18 protein-coding genes are annotated in these 23,477 nt (G+C 64.9%); 8 read left to right on the forward strand and 10 right to left on the reverse strand.

Annotation, left to right across the window (positions count from 1 at the left end; translation table 11 throughout):
- The first annotated feature begins 4 nt into the window (after positions 1-4).
- Together K410_RS0131355 and K410_RS0131360 are read left to right on the forward strand one after the other, a co-directional pair.
- Positions 5-982 (forward strand): type II secretion system F family protein, encoded by a 978-nt coding sequence (locus tag K410_RS0131355; RefSeq protein ID WP_028138539.1) that lies wholly within the window; start codon positions 5-7, stop codon positions 980-982.
- 9 nt (positions 983-991) lie between these two features.
- The gene (locus tag K410_RS0131360) at positions 992-1,966 is read left to right on the forward strand and encodes a type II secretion system F family protein (RefSeq protein ID WP_028138540.1); all 975 of its coding nucleotides are present in this window, start codon (positions 992-994) and stop codon (positions 1,964-1,966) included.
- A gap of 62 nt (positions 1,967-2,028) precedes the next feature.
- Here K410_RS0131360 and K410_RS0131365 read toward each other — a convergent pair whose 3' ends face one another.
- Both K410_RS0131365 and K410_RS0131370 read right to left on the reverse strand, forming a co-directional pair.
- Positions 2,029-2,844, reverse strand: coding sequence for a tetratricopeptide repeat protein (locus K410_RS0131365; protein WP_028138541.1), 816 nt, complete (start codon positions 2,842-2,844; stop codon positions 2,029-2,031).
- A 183-nt stretch (positions 2,845-3,027) separates the two neighbouring features.
- Complete coding sequence (locus tag K410_RS0131370) at positions 3,028-3,231, reverse strand: hypothetical protein (RefSeq protein ID WP_028138542.1); 204 nt, start codon at positions 3,229-3,231, stop codon at positions 3,028-3,030.
- 199 nt (positions 3,232-3,430) lie between these two features.
- On the opposite strand from K410_RS0131370, the gene K410_RS0131375 reads away from it, so the two are divergent.
- Positions 3,431-4,801, forward strand: a complete 1,371-nt coding sequence (locus K410_RS0131375) for a leucyl aminopeptidase family protein (protein ID WP_028138543.1) — start codon at positions 3,431-3,433, stop codon at positions 4,799-4,801.
- The gene (locus K410_RS0131380) at positions 4,794-5,636 is read left to right on the forward strand and encodes a C40 family peptidase (RefSeq protein ID WP_028138544.1); all 843 of its coding nucleotides are present in this window, start codon (positions 4,794-4,796) and stop codon (positions 5,634-5,636) included. The genes K410_RS0131375 and K410_RS0131380 overlap by 8 nt, the downstream gene beginning before the upstream one ends.
- A gap of 5 nt (positions 5,637-5,641) precedes the next feature.
- On the opposite strand, the gene K410_RS0131385 is transcribed toward K410_RS0131380, so the two are convergent.
- The 6 genes from K410_RS0131385 to K410_RS0131410 all read right to left on the reverse strand — a co-directional run bounded on the left by K410_RS0131385 (position 5,642) and on the right by K410_RS0131410 (position 14,138).
- Positions 5,642-7,279, reverse strand: a complete 1,638-nt coding sequence (locus K410_RS0131385; RefSeq protein WP_028138545.1) for an ABC transporter ATP-binding protein — start codon at positions 7,277-7,279, stop codon at positions 5,642-5,644.
- 4 nt (positions 7,280-7,283) lie between these two features.
- Positions 7,284-8,462 carry an ABC transporter permease gene (locus K410_RS0131390; protein ID WP_028138546.1) on the reverse strand — a complete coding sequence of 393 codons (1,179 nt, stop codon included), beginning with the start codon at positions 8,460-8,462 and terminating at the stop codon, positions 7,284-7,286.
- The gene (locus tag K410_RS0131395; protein WP_028138547.1) at positions 8,462-9,571 is read right to left on the reverse strand and encodes a microcin C ABC transporter permease YejB; all 1,110 of its coding nucleotides are present in this window, start codon (positions 9,569-9,571) and stop codon (positions 8,462-8,464) included. Before K410_RS0131395 ends, K410_RS0131390 begins: the two co-directional genes overlap by 1 nt.
- A gap of 2 nt (positions 9,572-9,573) precedes the next feature.
- Positions 9,574-11,457: an extracellular solute-binding protein gene (locus K410_RS0131400; protein ID WP_028138548.1), complete on the reverse strand. Its 1,884-nt coding sequence runs from the start codon at positions 11,455-11,457 to the stop codon at positions 9,574-9,576.
- Between the two features lie 13 nt (positions 11,458-11,470).
- Positions 11,471-13,372 carry an extracellular solute-binding protein gene (locus K410_RS0131405; protein ID WP_028138549.1) on the reverse strand — a complete coding sequence of 634 codons (1,902 nt, stop codon included), beginning with the start codon at positions 13,370-13,372 and terminating at the stop codon, positions 11,471-11,473.
- Between the two features lie 211 nt (positions 13,373-13,583).
- Positions 13,584-14,138: a c-type cytochrome gene (locus tag K410_RS0131410; protein ID WP_028138550.1), complete on the reverse strand. Its 555-nt coding sequence runs from the start codon at positions 14,136-14,138 to the stop codon at positions 13,584-13,586.
- Positions 14,139-14,398: 260 nt separating this feature from the next.
- On the opposite strand from K410_RS0131410, the gene K410_RS0131415 reads away from it, so the two are divergent.
- Together K410_RS0131415 and K410_RS0131420 are read left to right on the forward strand one after the other, a co-directional pair.
- Positions 14,399-15,139 (forward strand): 3-deoxy-manno-octulosonate cytidylyltransferase, encoded by a 741-nt coding sequence (locus tag K410_RS0131415; protein ID WP_028138551.1) that lies wholly within the window; start codon positions 14,399-14,401, stop codon positions 15,137-15,139.
- Between the two features lie 21 nt (positions 15,140-15,160).
- A complete protein-coding gene (locus tag K410_RS0131420) occupies positions 15,161-16,021 on the forward strand; it encodes a prephenate dehydratase (protein WP_028138552.1) in 861 nt (286 codons plus the stop codon).
- A 124-nt stretch (positions 16,022-16,145) separates the two neighbouring features.
- On the opposite strand, the gene K410_RS0131425 is transcribed toward K410_RS0131420, so the two are convergent.
- On the reverse strand, positions 16,146-17,162 hold the full coding sequence (locus tag K410_RS0131425) for an LLM class flavin-dependent oxidoreductase (RefSeq protein ID WP_028138553.1): 1,017 nt from the start codon (positions 17,160-17,162) through the stop codon (positions 16,146-16,148).
- A 416-nt stretch (positions 17,163-17,578) separates the two neighbouring features.
- On the opposite strand from K410_RS0131425, the gene metF reads away from it, so the two are divergent.
- Both metF and metH read left to right on the forward strand, forming a co-directional pair.
- Positions 17,579-18,499, forward strand: coding sequence for a methylenetetrahydrofolate reductase [NAD(P)H] (metF, locus tag K410_RS0131430; RefSeq protein ID WP_028138554.1), 921 nt, complete (start codon positions 17,579-17,581; stop codon positions 18,497-18,499).
- Positions 18,500-18,505: 6 nt separating this feature from the next.
- Positions 18,506-22,351, forward strand: coding sequence for a methionine synthase (gene metH / locus K410_RS0131435; RefSeq protein ID WP_028138555.1), 3,846 nt, complete (start codon positions 18,506-18,508; stop codon positions 22,349-22,351).
- 385 nt (positions 22,352-22,736) lie between these two features.
- On the opposite strand, the gene K410_RS0131440 is transcribed toward metH, so the two are convergent.
- Positions 22,737-23,366, reverse strand: a complete 630-nt coding sequence (locus K410_RS0131440) for a glutathione S-transferase family protein (RefSeq protein WP_028138556.1) — start codon at positions 23,364-23,366, stop codon at positions 22,737-22,739.
- Between the last annotated feature and the right edge of the window lie 111 nt (positions 23,367-23,477).

Raw genomic sequence — 23,477 nt, forward strand, 5'->3', positions numbered from 1 at the left:
CGCCATGAACATACAGGTCCTCGCCCTCGCATTTCTGGCCACCGCCGCGGTCGGCGGCATCGCCTGGGTCTTCCTCTATCCGCTGCTCTCCGGGGAGCGGAAGGCGGAAAGCCGGCGCGCCTCGATCGCGCGTGCCGACGCGCCGATGGCCAAGCAGAGCGAAAAGAGCCAGCGATCGCGCCGCGAGCAGGTCGAAACGTCGCTGAAGGATCTCGAGGCACGACGTCAGCAGGAGAAGAGCGTTCCGCTCAATATCCGCATTTCCCAGGCCGGCCTGAACTGGACGCCGCAGAAGTTCTGGATCGTGTCCGCCGTCGTGGCCGGCGTCTTGTTCGCGGCGGCCCTGTTCGTCGGCGGCGGCCTGCTCGGCGCCGCCGGTCTCGCCTTTGCCGGAGGTTTTGGACTGCCGCGCTGGGCCCTCGGCTTCCTGAAGAAGCGCCGGGAAGACAAGTTCCTGAAGGCACTGCCCGACGCGGTCGACGTCATCGTCCGCGGCATCAAGGCCGGCCTGCCGCTGTTCGAATCGATCAAGGTCGTCGCGGCCGATTCGCCAGAGCCGCTGCGCAGCGAATTCCTCGCCATCATCGAGACGCAGGCGATCGGCATGCCGCTGGGCGAGGCTTGCTCCCGGCTCTATGAGCGCATGCCGCTGCCCGAAGCCAACTTCTTCGGCATCGTCATCTCGATCCAGCAGAAATCGGGCGGCAACCTCTCCGAGGCGTTGGGCAACCTCTCAAAGGTGCTGCGCGACCGCAAGAAGATGAAAGAGAAGATTCAGGCGATGTCGATGGAAGCCAAGGCCTCCGCCGGCATCATCGGCTCGTTGCCGCCGATCGTGATGTTCCTCGTCTATCTCACGACGCCGCACTACATCTCGCTGCTTTGGACTCATCCGACCGGCCAGCTGATGCTGGTCGGCTGCGTCATCTGGATGTCGATCGGCATCATGGTGATGAAGAAGATGATCAATTTCGACTTCTGACGGTGATGCATGGTCGAGTTCCTCGTTTCGAAACTGCATGACGTCCGCTTCATGACGATGCTGCTGGCGGCCATCGCCGCCAGCGCCACCGTCTATACGCTGGTGATGCCGCTGTTCGCCGGCGAGGGACTCTCCAAGCGCATGAAGGCGGTCGCGAGCGAACGTGAGCGCATTCGGCAGCGCGAGCGTGAGCGCCTTCACAAGAACGAAAAGGTCTCGCTGCGCCAGACCCCGAAGCAGCTGGTCTCCAAGGTCGTGGAGGACTTCAACCTCACGAAATGGCTGGCGCAAGAGGCGGCGCGGGACAAGCTGATCATGGCCGGTTACCGCGGCCAGGCGCCCTATATCACCTTCCTGTTTGCCCGCCTGGTCACGCCGATCGTGCTCTTCGTCGGCTCGCTTCTCTACGTCTTCGTGATCGCGCACATGGACAAGCCGGTGCCGATCAAGATCGGCATCTGCATCGGCGCGGCCTATCTCGGTCTCCAGGCGCCGATGCTGTTCCTGAAGAATGCGATCTCCAAGCGCCAGCTCTCGATCAAGCGCGCCTTTCCCGATGCGCTCGACCTGCTCCTGATCTGCATCGAATCCGGCATGTCGGTCGAAATGGCGTTCCGGAAGGTCGCCACCGAGATCGTGGGACAGTCGATCGCGCTGTCAGAGGAGTTCACGCTGACCACGGCCGAGTTGTCCTATCTGCAGGACCGCAAGGTCGCCTATGAGAATTTGGCGCGACGCACAGGGCTCGAGGGCGTCAAGTCGGTCTGTCTCGCGCTTCAGCAGGCGGAACGCTATGGCACCCCGCTCGGTCAGTCCCTGCGCGTCATGGCACAGGAAAACCGCGACATGCGGATGACCGAGGCCGAGAAGAAGGCCGCCGCGTTGCCGCCGAAGCTGACGGTGCCGATGATCCTGTTCTTCCTGCCGGTGCTGTTCGTGGTCATTCTCGGACCGACCGGCATCAAGATCACCGAGATGCAGTGACACGAGCCGTCGACCCCGCGCGGTCCGTGGGACGGCTTCGCATGCTGAAGATCAGATCCTGATCAGTCGGGCTGGTTGAGCGCGGCGACCGGGGTCCGCTTCGGCCCGCCGCGATGATGGTCGCTGCGGCTCAGCATGTCCTTGAGATAGGCGACATTGGCCGCGGCCTGATCCGGCGGCAGATCCGCCTTCACGATGGTCTCGGCCTCGGCGAAGCGGCCCTGCAGACCGACGACGAGGCCGAGATTTTGCCGCACCCGGCTGCTGGCGCGCGGCGAAGCGTAGGCTTGCCGCAACGCCTCTTCGGCCTTGGGCAGATCCTTCGACAGCATGTAGGATAGGCCGAGATTGGAAAGCACGCCGGGATCACCCGGCGCGATCTTGAGCGCGCTCGCATAATAGGAGCGCGCCTCCTCGTGACGGCCCATCTGGTCCAGCACGGTGCCCTGCACCGAGAGCAGGCGCCAGTCCGGATTGTCAGGCGAATGCGCTTTCGACAGCACGTCGTAGGCCTGCTGGAAATTGCCGTTGTCGGCGAGCGCGCGGCCATACTGCGCGAGCAGAGCCTTGTTGCCGGGATTGGCGATGGTCGCCTGCTCCAGCACCGCGGCGGCCTGGGCGCGTTGGCCGTTGGCGCGCAAGGCCTGGCCATAGGCCAGCGCCGCCTCGGCATCCCTGGGATTGGCACGGTAGCGCTCGCCGTAGACCTCGACGGCGCGCGTGGGATCGGTGGGAGCCGCCTCTGCCCGTGGTCCGCCGAGCGAGCCCGTCACGTCGGAGAGCTTCGACATGCCCGTGCAGCCGCCGAGGCCCATGGCGACCGCCGCGACCAGCGAGGTGGACGCAAGAAGCCGGGCGAGACTGAACCGTTGACGCATGACGCCTTGACTCTCGAGCCGATTGATCGAGCCGAACGCGTCAGCAATAGGCTGTTAACCCTAACGGCGGGTTAACGCCGCTTCCCAGGCCGCACCTCGCCCACGCCTGCGGGGGCCCCTGTGCCAAGGTCGGGATCGAGGCCGAGCGCCTGCCGGTCCGGATCCCGCAGCCATTGCCGCCTCTCAATATTCGATCGCAAGCCGCTTGCGGATTTCGTCGACGCGCTTGTCGAGTGCATCGAACCGCGCGTGGACCGAGCGGTCGTGGAGATAGAACACGTAACCGCCGGCCAGGAGCGCAAAGATCCAATGGTGGTGCTCGACATAGCCAAGGATCGCCTCAACGGCATGGCCGATGAACATGACCACGCTCCACACGAATTCCATTGCATGTCCTCCCGGCGCGTTTGTCGTCGCCCGCCCGATCTCCAGCCCTGGCGACCCTTGCCGGAACCTAGCATGGCCCCCTTGCCGCGAGTAGCGCTCGCCGAAACGGTGTCAGCAATGCCGATTGCAGCCGTGACGAAACTCTGCGAAGTCTCGTCCGTTCGCATCACCCGTTTGATCCGACGATCCGGACCCGCCAATGCCCTTCTTCGAGACGTCATCCACCGCCATCCCGATCACGTTCGTCACCAAATCGAGCTGGGATGAGGTCGCCGAGGCGCTGCCGCCGCCGCAACGCCAGTTCGCCGCTTCATGCGCCTTTGCCGCCAAGCCCGGCGGTTATCTCGCCCTGCCCTCGCCCGATGGCGCGCTCGCACAGGTGCTGTTCGGCCTCGAGGATGAGGGTGCAAGATCGCGCGACCTGTTCCGGCCCGGCGCCCTGCCCGGGCTGCTGCCGCCGGGCACTTATCGCTTTGCCAATGCGCCGCACGATACACGGCTGGCGGCGCTCGCCTTTGCGCTCGGCACCTACCGCTTCGCGCGCTACCGCAAGGCTGACAGGCCCGAGGTCCGGCTGGCGCCGCCTGATGGCGTCGACCCCGCCGAGATCGAGCGGATCGCCGGTGCGGCGATGCTGGCCCGCGACCTCATCAACACGCCCTCCAACGACATGGGGCCGGACGAGCTCGCCGCCGCCGCGCAAGCCCTCGCCGCCGAGTTCGGCGCGAGCTTCGCCTGCACCATCGGCGAGGAGTTGGAGAAGCACTTCCCGCTGATTCACGCCGTCGGCATGGCTTCCAGCCGCGCGCCGCGGCTGATCGACATCGGTTGGGGCGATCCCGATCATCCCAAGGTGACGCTGGTCGGCAAGGGCGTCTGCTTCGACACCGGCGGGCTCGACCTGAAGCCGTCGAGCGGCATGCTGATCATGAAGAAGGACATGGGCGGCGCCGCCAACGTGCTGGCGCTGGCGCGCATGGTGATGGATGCGAAGCTGAAGGTGCGCCTGCGCGTGCTGATTCCGGCGGTGGAGAACGCCGTCGCCGGCAATGCCTTTCGCCCGCTCGACATCTTCACCTCGCGCAAGGGCATCACGGTCGAGATCGGCAACACCGACGCGGAGGGGCGCCTGGTGCTCGCCGACGCGCTGGCGCTGGCCGACGAGGAGAAGCCCGACCTGCTGATCGACCTGGGCACGCTGACCGGCGCGGCGCGTGTCGCGCTCGGGCCGGATCTGCCGCCCTTCTACACCAATGACGAGACCCTCGCCGCCGACCTTGCGCGCTGCGCGGTGAAGGAGAACGATCCGTTGTGGCGCATGCCGCTGTGGCCGCCTTACGATCAGTGGCTGGACTCCAAGACGGCCACGATCACCAATGCGCCATCGGGCGGCTTTGCCGGCTCGATCACCTGCGCGCTGTTCCTGCAACGCTTCGTCGAGCACGCCGGGAGCTGGCTGCACGTCGACATCTACGGCTGGACCCCGTCGGCCAAGCCGGCACGCCCCGAAGGCGGCGAGTGCCAGGCCGCGCGCGCCATCTACACCTTGCTGAGCGAGCGCTATGCATGATCCGCGAATAACACCGGCGCGGGGCGACCTCGCCGCGAAATATCTCGAAGGCAAGGTGCAGGCGGATCGCTTCGTCGCGGGCGAGGAATTCGAAGTGATCGAGCCGGTCGCGCCGGTGCGCGAGCAGCCGTCCTCGAGCGCGATGCTGATGACGGAGGCCCTGCGCGGCGAGCGGATCACGATCTATGACCGCAACGGCGAGGGGTGGGCGTGGGGACAGCTCAATGGCGACGGCTATGTCGGCTGGCTGCCGGATGCCGCGCTCGTAAAGCCGTCGGCCGCCCCGACCCACGTGGTCAGCGCATTGCGGACGTTTGCCTTCCCCGGCCCATCGATCAAGCTGCCGCCGGCCGAGACGCTCGTGATGGGATCCAGGCTCGCCGTGGCGCGCGAGGACGGCAGCTTTGCCGTGACGCACGACGGCAGATATCTGCCGAAAGCGCATCTCGCTGCGCTCGATCATCGCGAGCCGGATTTCGTCGCAATCGCCGAGCGTTTCGTCGGCACGCCCTATCTCTGGGGCGGCAAGAGCAGTCTCGGCATCGACTGCTCCGGCCTCGTCCAGGTCTCGCTGACGGCAGCGGGCACCGGCTGCCCGCGCGACAGCGACATGCAGCTCGCCGGTCTCGGCCGCGCACTCGAGCCGCATGAGCGAAGCCGCTTGCGGCGCGGCGATCTGATCTTCTGGAAGGGGCATGTCGCGATCGCCCGCGACGGCAGCACCATGGTTCACGCCAACGCGTATCACATGGCGACAATGATCGAGCCGATCGAACCGGCCATTGCGCGAATCAGGCAGGCCGGCAGCGAGGTCGTTGCGATCAAGCGGCTCTGACGGGCTTACGTCGCCACCGAGCCGTTCCCCGACGTCTCCAGCCGGAAGGCCGCCGCGAACAGCGCGCGCGTGTAATCCGTCTTCGGGTTCTTGAACAGCTCGGCGGCCTGTCCCTCCTCGACGACCTTGCCGCCGCGCATCACGATCAAATGGCTCGCAAGCGAGGCGACGACGCGCAGATCGTGCGAGATGAACATGTAGGTGAGCTCGCGCTTGCGCTGCAGCTCCCGCAACAGATCGACCATCTGGGCCTGGAACAGCATGTCGAGCGCGCTGGTCGGCTCGTCGAGCACGACGAAATCCGGCTCCAGCACCACCGCGCGTGCGATCGAGATGCGCTGGCGCTGGCCGCCGGAGAATTCGTGGGGATAGCGGAAGCGCGTATCGGGCTTCAGCCCGACGTCTTCCAGCGCCTTGACGACGCGCGCCTCACGCTCCTCACGCGACAGCTTCGGCTGATGCACGGAGAGGCCTTCGGCGATGATGTCGGCGATCGACATGCGCGGCGAGAGCGAGCCGAACGGGTCCTGAAACACGATCTGCATGTCGCGCCGGAACGGACGCATCTCCTTGAAGCGCAGGCCCTGGATATCCTTGCCCAGGAACACGATGCGTCCGTTCGAGGAGATCAGCCGCAGCAGCGCCAGCCCCAGCGTGGTCTTGCCCGAACCGGATTCGCCGACCACACCAAGCGTCTCGCCCTTGCGCACGGCGACGCTGACACCGTCGACAGCCTTGATGTGACCGACCGTTTTGCGCATCAGGCCGCGCTTGATCGGAAACCACACTTTCAGATCGTTGACCGACATCACCACCGGTGCGTCCGGCTGCGGCGGCGCAGGATCCGGCTTCGGCTCCGCCGCGAGCAGGTCGCGCGTATAGGGATGCTTCGGCGTCCTGAAGACCTGCTCGACCGGCCCCTGCTCGACGATCTCGCCGTTCTTCATCACACAGACCGTGTCGGCGATGCGGCGCACGATGCCGAGATCGTGGGTGATGAAGAGCAGGCTCATGCCGAGCCGCGAGCGGATGTCGGCGAGCAGCGCCAGGATCTGCGCCTGCACGGTGACGTCGAGCGCCGTGGTCGGCTCGTCCGCGATCAGCAGATCCGGTTCGTTGGCGAGCGCCATCGCGATCATCACGCGCTGGCGCTGGCCGCCGGAAAGTTGATGCGGATAGCTGTTCAGCCGCGTCTCGGGCTCGGGAATGCCGACCTGCGTCAGCAGCTCCAGCGTCCGCCTGCGGGCCTCCGCGTTGCTGGTCGGATTGTGCAACTGGATGATCTCGCCGATCTGCGCCTCGATCGTGTGCAGCGGATTGAGCGAGGTCATCGGCTCCTGGAAGATGATGGAGATATCGCTGCCGCGAATCTCCCGCATCTCTTGCTCCGAACGGTCGATCAGCTCCTGCCCCTTGAAGCGGATGCTGCCCGAGGGATGCGAGGCGTTCGGATAGGGCAGCAGCTTCAGGATCGAGAGCGCGCTGACCGACTTGCCGGAGCCGGATTCGCCGACCAGCGCCAGGCATTCGCCGCGCTTGATCTGGAACGAGACCTTGTCGACCGCGAGCGTGGTGGCGCCGCCCTGGTGGAAAGCCACCGAGAGGTCGCGAACGGCAAGCAGGGGCTGGTTGATCGCGTCCATGACCTTACCTGAACGTCTTGCGCGGATCGAAGGCGTCGCGCACCGCTTCGCCGATGAAGATCAGGAGCGACAGCATGATCGCGACCGAGAAGAAGCCGGAGAAGCCGAGCCAGGGAGCCTGCACGTTGGACTTGGCCTGCGACAGCAATTCGCCGAGCGAAGGCGATCCCGGCGGCAGGCCGAAGCCCAGGAAATCGAGCGCCGTCAGCGTCATCACCGAGCTCGACACGATGAAGGGCAGGAACGTCATGGTCGCAACCATCGCATTCGGCAGCAAGTGGCGGAACATGATGACCGGGTTGGACACGCCGAGCGCCCGCGCCGCCTGGATGTATTCGAAGTTGCGCCCGCGCAGGAACTCGGCCCGCACCAGACCGACCAGCGAGACCCAGGAGAACAGCAGGAGGATGCCGAGCAGCACGAAGAAGCCGGGCACGAGCACCGAGGACAGGATCAGGAGAAGATAGAGCGAGGGAATCGCCGTCCAGATCTCGATGAAGCGCTGGAAGATCAGATCGACCCGACCGCCGAAATATCCCTGCACCGCGCCCGCGGCGATGCCGATGACGGACGAGATGATGGTGAGGCAAAGGCCGAACAGCACCGAGATGCGGAAGCCATAGATCAGCCGCGCGACGACGTCGCGGCCCTGGTCGTCGGTGCCGAGCCAGTTGTATTCGAGGTCGCGGCAGCTCTTCAGCCCCTTCTTCTCCACCACCGGCTGGCACTGCTTCTCGGTCAGCATCCAGGTCGGCGGCGACGGCGCCGGCGTCGGTAGATCGAGATTGTGGGTGTCGTAGGAATAGCGGATCAGCGGCCAGACGATGCTGCCGTTCTTGTCCTTGATCAGCTTCTGCAAGTACGGATCGCGATAGTCGGCCGCCGTCTCGAAATCGCCGCCGAAGGTGGTTTCCGAATAGGTCACGAAAGCGGGCCAATAGAGACGGCCGTCGAATTTGATCAGGAAGGGACGATCGTTGGCGATCAGCTCGGCGAACAGCGAGACAACGAACAGGGCGATGAAGATCCAGAACGACCAGTAGCCGCGGCGGTTGGCCTTGAAGTTCTGCCAGCGCCGCCTGTTGAGCGGCGAAGGCGCAAACGGCTTGCGCGTGATCGGAACGGCGTCGCCAAGGGGCGACTTCGCTGTGGTTTCGATCGGCGTCGGCGCGGTCAGCGTCATCAGACCTCCCGCGCCTCGAAATCGATCCGGGGGTCGATCCACATATAGGTGAGGTCGGAGACCAAATTGATCACGAGGCCGACCAGCGAAAAGATGTAGAGCGTGCCGAACACCACGGGATAGTCGCGGTTGAGCACGCTCTCGAAGCTGAGCAGCCCGAGCCCGTCCAGCGAGAAGATGGTCTCGATCAGCAGCGAGCCCGAAAAGAAGGCGTGGATGAAGGTGCCGGGGAAGCCCGCGATCACGATCAGCATCGCGTTGCGGAAGACATGGCCGTAAAGCACCCGGCCCTCGCTGCAGCCCTTGGCGCGCGCGGTCATGACGTATTGCTTGCGGATCTCGTCCAGGAACGAGTTCTTGGTCAGGAACGTCATGGTGGTGAACGCACCCAATCCCATCGCGATCAGCGGCAGCGTCAGGTGCCAGAAATAATCGATGATCTTCCAGTACCAGGGAAACTGCGACCAGCCGTCCGAGGTCAGTCCGCGCAGCGGGAACCAGTTGAAGAAAGAACCGCCGGCAAACAGGATGATGAGAAGGATCGCGAACAGAAAGCCGGGAATCGCATAGCCCAGCACGAGTATGGTCGACGTCCAGGTGTCGAAGCGCGTGCCGTCCTTGACCGCCTTGCGGATGCCGAGCGGGATCGAGATCAGATAGGTGATCAGCGTCAGCCAGATCCCGAGCGAGATCGAGACCGGCAGCTTTTCCTTGATGAGCTGGAGCACGCTGACGTCGCGGAAATAGCTCTTGCCGAAATCAAAGCGGGCAAAATTCCACACCATCAGCGCGAAACGCTCGGGGGCCGGCTTGTCGAAGCCGAACTGTGCCTCGAGCTTCTTGATGAAATCGGGATCGAGGCCCTGCGCGCCGCGGTATTTCGAGTTGATGGCATCGCCGCCGGCGCCGACTTGTCCCGGCGCGCGCTGTGCAAAGTCACTGCCGCCCGAAATGCGCGAGGTGCCACCGGTATCGGCCCCCGAAAGTTGCGCGATCACGCGCTCGACCGGGCCGCCCGGCGCGAACTGCACCACGACGAAGGAGACGAAGAGGATACCGAGCAGGGTCGGAATCATCAGGAGGAGACGGCGGGCAATATAGGCGCTCATGATTATTTCGCCTGCTCCAGCTTGGCGGCCTTGGCCGGTTCATGCCACCAGATATCGGGCGCGCCCACGCCGTTGGCGTAACGCGGCAGCTTCGGCGGATGACCGAACTGGTCCCAGTAAGCCAGTCGATGCGTCTTGTTGTACCATTGCGGCACCCAATAGCGGCCGGCGCGGAACAGACGATCGAACGCGCGGCAAGCGACGGTCAGCTCCTCGCGGCTGTCGGCCGCCATGATCTTCTCGATCATGGCGTCGATGGCCGGGCTGGCGACGCCCGCAAGATTGTACGAGCCCTTGGTGTTCGCCACCTGCGAGGAGAAGAACGCGCGCATGGCATCGCCAGGCGTCGCCGACATGCTGAAGCGCTGGATCGTCATGTCGAAGTCGAAATCCTCCACGCGCGCGCGATATTGCACGGCATCGACGAGGCGGAGGCTTGCTTCGATGCCGAGCGTTGCCAAATTCTTGATATACGGCGCGTGATGCGGCTGAAGCGACGGCTCCTCCGCCAGGAATTCGATCTTGAACACCTCTCCGCTCGGCAGTATTCGCTTGCCATCCTTGATCGGATAGCCGGCTTCGTTGAGCAGCTGCTGCGACCTGCGCAAGAGAGCGCGGTCCTGCCCCGAGCCGTCGGAAACCGGCGGCGCGAAGGGCGCAGCGAACACTTCATCGGGAACCTGACCGCGGAACGGCTCCAGCAGCTTCAGCTCTTCCGGCGACGGCGGCCCGTTGCTCGCCATGAGATCGGAATTCTGGAACGGCGACACCGTACGGGCATAGGCTCCGTACATGATGGTCTTGTTGGTCCATTCGAAGTCGAACGCATCGATCAGGGCCTCGCGCACGCGCGGGTCCTTGAACTTGTCGCGCCTAGTATTGATGAACCAGCCCTGCGCGCCGGACGGCGTGTCGTCGGGCACGACCTCGAGCTTGACGCGGCCCTCCTTGACGGCGGCGAAATCATAGCGCGTCGCCCAGATCCGCGAGGTGAACTCCTCGCGGTAGAGATAGTTCTTGCCGGTGAATCCCTCGAAGGCGACGTCGCGATCGCGATAGAACTCATAGCGCACGGCATCGAAATTATAGGTGCCGCGGCAGGGCGGCAGATCGGCAGCCCACCAGTCCTTCACCCGCTCATACTCGATATAGCGATTGACCTCGAACTTGCTCACCTTGTACGGACCTGATCCCAGCGGAATCTCCAGAGACGATTCATCGAACGGGCGAGAGGCGTAATAGGCCTTCGAGAAGATCGGCAGGCTGGCGGCATAGAGCGGCACGTCGCGCGCCCGCCCCTTGGCAAAGGTGACGACGAGCGTTGCATCGTCGACCGCTTCCGCGCCGACCATGTCGCGGAGCTGCACGAGGATCAGGGGATGCCCCTTGGTCTTCAGCGCCATCAGCGAGAACGCCGCATCGTGCGCGGTGAGCTTGGTGCCGTCGTGGAATTTGGCCTCCGGCCGCATCGTGAAGCGGTAAACCAGCCGGTCCGGCGAGATCTGCACGGATCTGGCGGCGAGCCCGTACATCGCATCAGGCTCGTCGCTCGCGCGCACCATCAGCGGTGCGAATGTCATGTCCATGCCTTGCGCGCCATCGCCCTTCAGGATGAAGGCGTTGAGCGAGTTGAAGGTCTGGTAGGACTGATTATAGGCCCGCACCGACGGGATCAGCGAGAACGTGCCGCCCTTCGGCGCATCGACGTTGACGTAGTCGAAATGGTGGAAATCGGCGGGATATTTGAGATCGCCGAACGCCGAGATGCCGTGCGCCTCGGTCCCGGCTTCCGTTGCACCCACACGGCGCAACGGCGCCCCCATGGACGCCCCGAGGGCGCCGCCAACACCCAAGGCCAGCACGTGGCGGCGTGACATCTGCGTCATGCGGGGATATCCTTCACGACTTCTTTGCGATCCGCGCCGCCTTGTCTGCGTCGTACCACCAGATGAACGGGAAGCCGGACTGACCATATCTCGGCAACTCCGCCGGCCGGCCGAAGCGATCCCAGCGCGCCGTGCGGATCTTGTTGTAGGTCCACTGCGGCACGACGTAGTGATTCCACAGCAGCACGCGGTCGAGAGCCTTGGTGGCTGCGACGAGATCATCGCGATCGGTGGCGTAGATCAAGCGCTCGATCAGCTTGTCGATCGCCGGATTCTTGATGCCCGCGATATTGCGCGACCCCGCGATATCGGCCGACTTGGACGACCAGAACTCGCGCTGCTCGTTACCCGGCGACTGCGACTCGCCCCACGAGTTGGTGACGATGTCGAAATCCCATTCGCGCGTCCTGTTCTCGTACTGGGTCGGATCGACTGTCCGCACGCTGACGGCAATGCCGAGCCGCTCCAATGACGGCTTGTAGAACAGCGTGATCCGCTCGAAGCTCGGATCCGAGTTCAGCAGTTCCAGGGTGAACTGGGCGCCGGTCTTGACGTCGACCAACTTGCGGTCGCGCACCTCGTAGCCGGCTTCCTTGAACAGGCGCAGGGCCTCGCGCAGATTCTCGCGCACAGCCTCCGGACTGCCCCCCACGGGATTGCTGTAGGCCGTCGTGAAAACTTCGGGTGGGACCTGGGCGCGCACGGTCTCGAGGATCTCGAGCTCCTTGCCCTGCGGCAAGCCGGTTGCCATGAGCTCCTCGATGCCGTCGAAATAGCTGCTGATGCGCTTGTACTGGCCGTAGAAGATCTGCTTGTTCATCTCCTCGAAGTCGAACGCAAAGTTGAGCGCACGGCGCACGCGGGGATCGCTGAACTTGCCGCGGCGCAGGTTCGGCACGAAGGCCTGCATCACGCCTGAGCTGCGATTGACGAATTCCTCGAGGATCACGCGCTTTTCGGTCACGGCCGGGAAGTCGTAGGCGGTCGCCCAATTCTTCGCACTGTTCTCGGTGCGCCAATCGACCTGGTCGGCCTTGAAGGCTTCGATCGCCACGGTGGCGTCGCGGAAATATTCGTAGCGCAGCTCGTCGAAATTGTTGCGGCCGACATTGGCAGGCAGGTCGCGGCCCCAATAATCCTTGACCCGTTCAAGTGCGATCGACCGGCCTGCAACGAAGTCCTTGACCCGGTAGGGACCGGAGCCGAGCGGCACCTCGAGCGTCGTCGCCGAAACGTCCCGCTTGCGGCCCTGCGCGTCGGTCCCCTCCCACCAATGCTTCGGCAGGACCGTGAGCTGGCCGACGATCTGCGGCAGCTCGCGGTTGCCCGGCGCGTCGAACACGAATTTCACCTCGCGCTCGCCCACCTTCTCCGCCCGGACCACATGGCTGTAATAGGCCGAGTACATCGGGTGGTGCTTCTTGAAGGAATCGAGCGAGAAGATCACGTCGTCCGCAGTCACCGGCTTGCCGTCGTGCCATTTGGCCTGCGGCCGCAAGCGGTAGGTGACGAAGGAGAAATCGTCGGGATGGCTGACGGCCTCGGCCAGCGCGCCGTACTCGGTCGAGACCTCGTCGAGCGAGGCCGTCATCAGGGATTCGTAGATGAACGCGACGGCACCTGCGACCTGCCCCTTCACGCCCGACACGACGATGTTGAAATTGTCGAAGGTGCCGACGGCGATCTGGCGGGCGGCGCCGCCCTTGGGCGCTTCCGGATTGACGTAGTCGAAGCGCTTGAAATCCGCGGGGTACTTGACCTTCCCGAACAGCGACAGGGCATGACGCCAAGGCAGCTCAGTTGCGGATTGCGCCTGCGCTGAGCCGATGGCGGGAATGCCCGCTGCGGAACCGAGGACGGGAAGCGCTGCGGCCGCAGTGCCTGTGAGCAGGAGATCGCGTCGGGTAATGGCCAAATCAACATCCCTGTCTTGAAGGAGGTTACTCCTTTAAGTTCCCAATATAGGCGAGGTTTCGACCGAATATGTTGCTTTTTCCTCATCTTGAAGGGCCGGATGGCCCGCCAGATGCGGCCAAACGCCCCGATAAATTCACCGGGAGGCCCGGGTACGAAAACGGCCAGGCTTCTCAGCCTGGCCGCCTCTTCCAAGACAGATTGTTGAGGCCTTACTTCGAGGCCGTCGGCAGCGGCTGCGGATGCTCCGACAGCGAATTCAAATAGGCGATGACGTCGGCGCGCTCGGAATCCTTGGCAATACCGGCGAAGCCCATCGCGGTGCCCGGGATAAAGCCCTTCGGATTGGCGATGAACTTGTTGAGATCGTCGAACGTCCAGTTGCCGCCCTTGGCCTTGATGGCGGCCGAGAAGTTGAAGCCACCACGACCCTGGCCCTTCGGCTCGCCGACGACGCCATAGAGGTTCGGCCCGACGCGATTCGGGCCGCCCTTCTCGAAGGTGTGGCAGGCGCCGCACTTCTTGGCGGCGGCGGCGCCCTTCTCGATGGAGGCGGTCTGGAGCAGCTTTTCGATCGGCTCGGACGGTGCGGCCGCAGCGGCGCCTTCCTTGCCGTGGCCGGCATCTTCCTTCACCGCAATCTCGAAGCCCGGCTTTTCCGGCACCTTGGGCGAGAACAGCGCATTCGCGGTGAAGCTCGTCACCAGCAAGAAGAGACAGGTGCCGAGCAAGGCACCGAGAATTTTATTGAGTTCGAAAGAGTCCATTTCCGGCCAGGCCCCACACCGCAAGAAGGATCGAGCGGCCGGGCGGCCGCCAGGACGAGCCTCGGGAGAATCAACCGTTCGCTATCGTTTCCCCGAGTTTTGCCATTGAGATATCGGTTTGCCCGGGGTCTGGCAACCCGTATAAGCGAGCCGCCTTCAGGCTCGTCCCCACCCCCTTGCTCGGCGCGAAAAACGCCCCGTTTCCAGACCCTTGCCCCAACACCTTGCCCCCAAGAACTTGACCCCAAGAACTTGACCCTATGATCGACCCTCGCATCCTGGTGCTGATCCCGGCCCGCATGGCCGCCACCCGCCTGCCCGGCAAGCCGCTCGCCGATATCGCGGGACTGCCGATGATCGTCCATGTGCTGCGCCGCGCCGAGGCCGCTGCCATCGGCCGGGTCGCAGTCGCAACCGACACGCCGGAGATCGCCTCAGTGGTGGCCGCACATGGCGGCGAGGCGGTGATGACCCGCCCCGATCACCCCTCCGGCTCCGACCGCATCCATGAGGCCATGCAGAAGCTCGATCCGGAAGGCAGGGCCGAGATCGTGGTCAATCTCCAGGGGGATTTCCCAACCATCACGATCGACAACATCCGCGAGGTGCTGCCTCCGCTGCACGACCCGGCCGTGGACATCGCGACCCTTGCCTCGCAGATCCACACCGAGGAAGAGGACCTCGCGCCGAGCGTGGTGAAGGCGATCGGAACCTCGCTTGGCGGCAGGCGGATGCGCGCACTTTACTTTACCCGCGCGACGGCCCCTTACGGCGACGGACCGCGGTACCACCATATCGGGCTCTATGCCTACCGCCGCGCCGCGCTGGAGCGCTACGTCTCGCTTCCGCCGTCTCCGCTGGAATTGCAGGAAAAGCTCGAGCAGCTCCGCGCGCTGGAGGCCGGAATGCGCATCGACTTCACCATCGTGGATACAGTGCCCCGCGGAGTTGATACGCCGGCGGACCTGGAAACCGCCCGCAGCATCCTTTCCAAATCCTGAGCCGCTGTTACAAGGCCGATCATGAGCAAGATGAAGATCGCATTCCAGGGCGAACCCGGAGCCAATTCCCACATCGCCATCGTCGAGGCCTATCCGGACGCCGAGCCGATGCCCTGCGCCACCTTCGAGGACGCGCTGTCGGCGATCTCGTCGGGCGAGGCCGATCTCGGCATGATCCCGATCGAGAATTCGGTGGCGGGCCGCGTCGCCGACATCCATCATCTCCTGCCGGCCTCCGGTCTCTTCATCATCGGCGAGTGGTTTCTCCCCGTTCGGCATCAGCTGATGGCGGTGAAGGGGACCAGGCTCGAGGACATCAGGAGCGTCGAGAGCCATGTGCATGCGCTCGGCCAGTGCCGCCGCATCATCCGCAAGCTCGGCATCAAGCCGATCGTTCACGCCGATACCGCCGGCAGCGCCCGCGACATTTCCGAGCGCAAGGACAAGACGGTGGCCGCGATCGCCTCGCGCCTCGCCGCAAAGATCTATGGCCTCGACATCCTCGCCGAGGACATCGAGGACGAGGCCCACAACACCACGCGCTTCGTGGTGCTGGCGCGCGAGCCGAAATGGGCCGCGCAGGGCTCCGGCCCGCTGGTCACGACGTTCGTTTTCCGGGTGCGCAATTTGCCGGCCGCGCTCTACAAGGCGCTCGGCGGCTTTGCCACCAACGGCGTCAACATGACCAAGCTCGAAAGCTACATGGTCGACGGCAATTTCTTCGCCACGCAGTTCTACGCCGACGTCGACGGCCATCCCGAGGACAAGGGCCTCGCCTTCGCCATCGAGGAGCTGAAATTCTTCTCGCGCGAATTCCGCATCGTCGGCGTCTATCCCGGCCATCCGTTCCGCGCGACGTTCAGCGAATCGCAGCAGAGTTAGTCTCGTGTCCCGGACGCGCGAAGCGCGAGCCGGGACCCAGAGGCCGCAATACCCATAGGCATGATGGGCCCCGGCTCTGCAGCGCATCACTGCGTGCTGCGCTGCGTCCGGGGCACGAGACCGCTTAAGCCGCCGGCTTCGCCAGCTCGAACGCCTCCGCCAGCAGCGAATACGACCTTTTCCGCGCCTCGTGATCGTAAACGGCGGTGATCACCATCAGTTCGTCCGGCTTGCTCGCCTCGATCAGCGGCTGCAGCTTCCTCTGCACGGTCGCGGGGCTGCCGACGAACAGGCGGGAACGGTTGCGCAGGATCGAGGCGCGCTCGGCGTCGGAGTAAGGATAGGCCAGCGCCTCCTCGACGCTCGGCAGCGGCAAATACTGACCGCGGTCGCGGCGCAGCCGGTTGAGGTCGAACGAAGAGGCGAGCCGTTCGGCCTCCGCATCGGTATCGGCCGCGATGGCGGCGACCGCGAGGATCGCGTGCGGGCTCGCGCGCCAGGCTGAGGGCTGGAACCGATTGCGGTAATGCACCATGGCATCGACGGCATCGTGGGAGGCGAAGTGATGGGCGAAGGCGAAGCCCATGCCGATCTGCGCTGATAGCTCCGAGGAATAGTCGCTGGAGCCAAGCAGCCAGATCGGCGGCAGGGCGGTATCGTCGGGCATGGCGACGACCTCGTTGTAGGGGTGCCCGGCGGGGAATTCGCGGGTCTGCCACAGGATCAGTTCGTGCAGCCGCTCCAGAAAATCGTCGCCCTCGCGGCGATCCAGCCGGCTGCGCAGCGCGTAAGCCGTCGCACCGTCGGTCCCGGGCGCGCGGCCGAGGCCAAGGTCGATGCGCCCGGGAAACAGCGCCTCCAGCATCTTGAAGCGCTCGGCCACCACCAACGGGGCGTGGTTGGGCAGCATCACCCCGCCGGAGCCGACGCGGATATGCTTTGTCACCGCCGCAATCTGGCCGATCATGACGTCGGGCGCAGGGCTCGCGACGGAGGCGAGGTTGTGGTGCTCGGCGAGCCAGTAGCGGACATAGCCGAGGCCGTCGACATGGCGCGCCAGATCGATGCTGTTGCGCAGCGCCGCGGCAGGCTTGGTGCCGGTGGTGACAACGGAGAGGTCGAGAACGGAGAGCGGGATCATGGCGGCCTAACGTAGTGGACGGCCGCGCGGCGACAATGGGCGGCTGCGCAGGTCTGACGTGTGCCGGCCGAGAGCAGATGCGGCAGTTCGGCGATGCGATGGGCCAATTAACATCTAGATAACGATTACTTCGACCTGCCCACCGACCTGAATCCCTGGATTTGACCCCGCTTCCTGCATATTGTATTGATACATATATTCTATTTTTATGAGCCGGGTATCCCACCACAATCCATCAAAGACGTAAAATTCCAGAAATATCGACAGAAGTGGGCTACTTCCCATCCCCGATGGGCTGTCGATCAAGTCGTCTTTGGCTTATCCTGCGCGCCAGTTGAGCTGACGGTCGGCCGCCGAATCTGGCGCCGAGACGTGGCGATGAATCTCTTGGCGGCAAATCTGGAGTGAGTGGTGCCATGACCGATCTGACGATTCCTGCCCGGGCCGACGGGCAAGACGGGCACCTGAAGCGGCCTGCGATCTCCTTCGAGTTCTTTCCACCCAAGACCGAGGAGATGGAGCGCAATCTCTGGGAGACCATCAACCGGCTCGCCCTGCTCGACCCGAAATTCGTCTCGGTGACCTACGGCGCCGGCGGCTCCACGCGCGAGCGCACCCATGCGACCATCGCCCGGATCCTGAAGGAAACCGCGCTGCTGCCGGCGGCGCACCTGACCTGCGTCGGCGCCTCGCGCGGTGAGATCGACGAGATCGTCGACCGCTATCACGAGGTCGGCGTCCGCCACATCGTCGGCCTGCGCGGCGATCCCGCCGGCGGCATCGGCACGCCCTATACCAGCCATCCCGACGGCTATCAGAGCTCGGCCGAGCTCGTCGCCGGGATCAAGAAGCGGCACGCCGATATCGAAGTGTCCGTCTCGGCCTATCCCGAGAAGCATCCCGAGGCGCGCGACTTCGACGCCGACATCGACACGCTGAAGGCCAAGGTGGATGCCGGCGCGACGCGTGCGATCACCCAGGTGTTCTTCGACAACGACCTCTACTTCCGCTATCTCGACCGCGTCCGCGCCCGCGGCATCGATATTCCGATCGTGCCGGGCATCATGCCCATGCACAATTTCAAGCAGGCCCGGAATTTCGTCACCCGCGCCGGCACCACGGTGCCGGACTGGTTCGCCGCGAAGTTCGAGGGCCTCGACGACGACGCCGAGACCCGCAAGCTGGTGGCGGCGACGGTGGCCGCCGGCCAGGTGCAGAAGCTCGCCAAGCACGGCGTCGACACCTTCCATTTCTACACCATGAACCGCGCCGATCTCGTGTTCGCGATCTGCCATTTGCTCGGCATCCGCGCCAAGAGCGTCCAGAAGGCTGCGTGAGAGAAAATGACCGTCCCCGTTTCCGCCAAGCGAACTGCCCTGCTCAACGCCGCGCGCGAGCGCATCCTGGTGCTCGACGGCGCCATGGGCACGATGATCCAGAATCTGCAGCTCGATGAGCAAGCGTTCCGCGGCGAGCGCTTCAAGGACTTCCATCGCGACCTGCGCGGCAACAACGACCTCTTGATCCTGACCCAGCCGCAGGCGATCGAGGACATCCACGCCGCCTATTTGCGCGCCGGCGCCGACATCGTCGCGACCAACACGTTCTCCACCACGTCGATCGCGCAGGCCGATTACGACCTCGCCGACATCGTCTACGAGATGGCGCGTGAAGGCGCCCGCCTTGCCGGCAACGCCGCACGGCGCGTCGAGGCCGAGGACGGCAAGCCGCGCTTCGTCGCCGGCGCCATCGGCCCGACCAACCGCACCGCCTCGATCTCGCCTGACGTCTCCAATCCCGGCTACCGCGCCGTCACCTTCGACGATTTGCGCAAATCCTATGGCGAGCAGATCCGCGGCATGCTCGATGGCGGCGTCGACCTCCTGCTGGTCGAGACCATCTTCGACACGCTGAACGCCAAGGCGGCGCTCTATGCGATCGCCGAGATCACCGAAGAGCGCGGCATCGACATGCCCGTGATGGTGTCCGGCACCATCACCGACAAGTCCGGCCGCCTGCTCTCGGGCCAGATGCCGGAGGCGTTCTGGAATTCGGTGCGGCACGCCAAGCCCGTCACCATCGGCTTCAATTGCGCGCTCGGCGCCGAGGATTTGCGCGCGCATATCGCAGACATCGGCCGCGTCGCCGATACGCTGGTCTGTGCTTATCCCAACGCCGGCCTGCCCAACGAGTTCGGCCAGTATGACGAGAGCCCGGAGTACATGGCGCGGCTGATCGGCGAGTTCGCCCGCGACGGCCTCGTCAACATCGTCGGCGGCTGCTGCGGCACCACGCCGGACCATATCGCGGCGATTGCAGCGGCCGTCGCCCCGCACAAGCCGCGCATCGTGCCCGCGATCGAACCGCGCCTGCGGCTGTCCGGCCTCGAGCCGTTCGTGCTGACGGACGCGATTCCCTTCGTCAACGTCGGCGAGCGCACCAACGTCACGGGCTCCGCCCGCTTCCGCAAGCTGATCACCGCCGGCGACTACACCGCCGCGCTGCAGGTCGCGCGCGACCAAGTCGAGAACGGCGCGCAGATCATCGACGTCAACATGGACGAGGGCCTGCTCGATTCCGAATCCGCGATGGTGACCTTCCTCAACCTCGTCGCCGCCGAGCCTGACATCGCCCGCGTCCCCGTGATGGTCGATTCCTCGAAATTCTCGGTGATCGAGGCCGGCCTGAAATGCGTGCAGGGCAAGCCGGTGGTCAATTCGATCTCGATGAAGGAGGGCGAGGAGAAGTTCATCCACGAAGCCAGGATCGCCCGTCGCCACGGCGCGGCCGTGGTGGTGATGGCGTTCGACGAGGTCGGGCAGGCCGACACGTTCGCGCGCAAGACCGAGATCTGCAAGCGCGCCTACGACATCCTGGTGAGCAAGGTCGGCTTCCCGCCCGAGGACATCATCTTCGATCCGAACGTGTTCGCGATCGCGACCGGCATCGAGGAGCACAACAATTACGGCGTCGACTTCATCGAGGCGACGCGCTGGATCCGGCAGAACCTGCCGGGCGCGCATATCTCGGGCGGCGTCTCCAACCTCTCCTTCTCGTTCCGCGGCAACGAGCCGGTGCGCGAGGCCATGCACTCGGTGTTCCTGTACCACGCCATCAAGGCCGGCATGGACATGGGCATCGTCAACGCCGGGCAGATGATCGTCTATGACGACATCGATCCGGAGCTGCGCCAGACCTGCGAGGACGTCGTCCTCAACCGCGATCCGGGCGCGAGCGAGCGGCTCTTGGCACTCGCCGAGAAATTCCGCGGCAAGAAGACGGAAAGCAGGGAAGCCGATCTCGCCTGGCGCGAATGGCCGGTGGAGAAGCGGCTGTCGCATTCGCTGGTGCACGGCATCACCGAATTCATCGAGCAGGACACCGAGGAAGCTCGCAAGCAGTCCTCGCGTCCGCTCGACGTGATCGAGGGCCCGCTGATGGCCGGCATGAACGTGGTCGGCGACCTCTTCGGCGACGGCAAGATGTTCCTGCCGCAAGTCGTCAAGTCCGCGCGCGTGATGAAGCAGGCGGTGGCCTGGCTGATGCCGTTCATGGAGGAGGAGAAGGCGCGCAACCTCGCCAACGGCATCGGCACCGAGGGCTCCTCGTCCGCCGGCAAGATCGTGCTCGCGACCGTCAAGGGCGACGTCCACGACATCGGCAAGAACATCGTCGGCATCGTGCTCCAGTGCAACAATTTCGAGGTCATCGACCTCGGCGTGATGGTGCCCGCGGCCAAGATCGTCGAGACCGTGAAGGCGGAGAAGGCCGACATCGTTGGACTCTCGGGCCTGATCACGCCCTCGCTCGACGAGATGGCGTTCTTCGCCGGCGAATTGCAGCGCGAAGGCCTCAAGCTGCCGCTGCTGATCGGCGGCGCCACCACCAGCCGCGTGCATACCGCCGTCAAGATCGACCCGAGCTATCGCGCCGGGCCCGTCGTGCATGTCAACGACGCCAGCCGCGCCGTCGGCGTTGCGTCCTCGCTGCTCTCGCCCGAGAAGCGCGAGGCCTATGCCGCCGAGGTGCGCGCCGAATACGCCAAGATCTCGGAAGCGCATCTGCGCGCGCAGGCCGACAAGAAGCGCCTGAAGCTGGCTGACGCCCGCGCCAACCGCGTGCCGGTCGATTTCACCGCCAATAAGCCGGTGAAGCCGACCTTCCTCGGCATCAAGAGCTTCGACGACTACGACCTCGCCGAGCTGATCGACTACATCGACTGGACGCCGTTCTTCCAGACCTGGGAGCTCGCCGGACGCTTCCCCGCCATCCTCGACGATGCCAAGGTCGGCGAGGTCGCGCGCTCGCTCTATGACGACGCGCGCAAGATGCTCGACATCATCGTCAAGGAGAAATGGTTCCGGGCCCGCGCAACGATCGGCTTCTGGCCGGCGAATGCGCTAGGCGACGACATCGTGCTCTATGCCGACGATAACAGGACCAAGAAGATCGCGACGCTGCACACGCTGCGCCAGCAGCTGGAGAAGCGCGAAGGCCGCTTCAACGCCGCGCTCGCCGACTTCATCGCGCCCGCGGGCGTGCCGGACTATATCGGCGGCTTCGTCGTCACCGCCGGCATCGGCGAGGACGCGGTCGCCGACCGCTTCAAGATGGCCAATGACGACTACTCCTCGATCCTGTGCAAGGCGCTGGCCGACCGCCTCGCCGAAGCCTTCGCCGAGCGCATGCATGCCCGCGTGCGCCGCGAGTTCTGGGCCTATGCGCCGGACGAGACGCTTTCCAGCGAAGATCTGATCCTGGAGAAATACCAGGGCATCCGCCCCGCGCCGGGCTATCCCGCCCAGCCCGACCACACCGAGAAGGCGACGCTGTTCGAGCTGCTCGATGCGGAGGCGACGGCCGGCGTGAAGCTGACCGAGAGCTTTGCGATGTGGCCGGGCTCCTCGGTCTCGGGCCTCTACTTCGCGAATCCCGAGAGCTATTATTTCGGCGTCGGCAAGATCGAGCGCGACCAGGTCGAGGACTACGCCGCGCGCAAGGGCATGAGCGTCGCGGAGACCGAGCGCTGGCTGGCGCCGGTGCTGAACTACATCCCGTCGCGAGAGGACAAGGCTTTCGCGGCAAAGCCTGCGAACGACGAGCCGTCGAACGACCTCGCCTCGCATCCGCCGGGCTGCACCTGCGCGGTGCACCTCGTCTGGCAGAAGAAACGCGCGGGGGCGGGGTAGACCCGCTGCCAAACAAAAAATGCGAAAACAACCCCATGCACAGTAGAATGGGGTTGAAAAGGTTGAAGAATTTCGGACACGCCGAAGCCGCTTTGCGGCGTCGGGCAAAACAGGGCTAGTATTCCATTATCGGCTGGCGTGCGCGGTGGCGCAAAGCCGGCGGTGCTGTCTTGTAACTTTCGCACACGCACGGTGCCCATCCTCCCCTGGAGGGTTCGGGACGAGCGCAGCTCGCCCGTGGATCGGTTCGCATGCAGTGAAGCGAAATGCGAGCCGAGGTGGGGTGACAGTCTTTCCGCGGAAGCGCTGCCCGTGTGGAGAGATCACCCCACCCCGCTCGCGCTTCGCGCGATCGACCCTCCCCCTCCAGGGGAGGGTGAGCGTCTCACCCCTTCGGCGGCGCCAGGGGCTGCACGATCTCCTTGAACGGCGCCAGCGCCTCGCAGCGCTCGGCATGCGCCGACAGCGCCGGATAGCGCGAGGCGTCGAACAGCTGCGGATGCGCCTCGCGGGTGAAGCGGACGACGCAGGCCACCGCAACGTCGGCGTGGCCGATGCGATCGCCCAGCCAGTACGGCGTTGCCACCTTCGCCCGCTCGGCCTCCAGCACCTTCAGCACGTCGCCGATCTGCGCCTGGCAGCGCTCGACCCACAGCGCGAGTTGCTCCTTTCGCAGCACGCGCTCGTAGAGCAGGCTCACCGCCTTGTCGCCGAGGCCGGAAGCGAGCGCGCAGATGCGCAGATGCTTGCGCCGCTCGGCACCGCCGCGGGGCAGCATCGCCTTGTCGGGGCCGACGAGGTCGTCGAGATAGTCGAGAATGATCATGCTCTCGATCAGCGCCTCGCCATCGTCGAGCACCAGCGTCGGCACCCGGCGCAGCGGATTGTACGGCGCGATCTTGTCGGCATCGCCGAAGGTCGACCACGGCCGGTGCTCGAAGGGAAGCCCGTAAAGCCTCAGCGCAATCGCGACGCGGCGGACGAAGGGGGAATCATATTGGCCGATCAGGAACATGGTTCTCGCTCTTCTCGATCGTTGAACAGGCAGGGCCGATCAGTCTCCCCGACCAGCACGATGCGACGCAACAAAAATCTCGGAAAGGGAGCATTGCGCCGGCTGCAACGA

This window comes from Bradyrhizobium sp. 22, assembly GCF_000482425.1.
In the GTDB taxonomy this organism is placed as follows: Bacteria; Pseudomonadota; Alphaproteobacteria; order Rhizobiales; family Xanthobacteraceae; genus Bradyrhizobium; species Bradyrhizobium japonicum_B.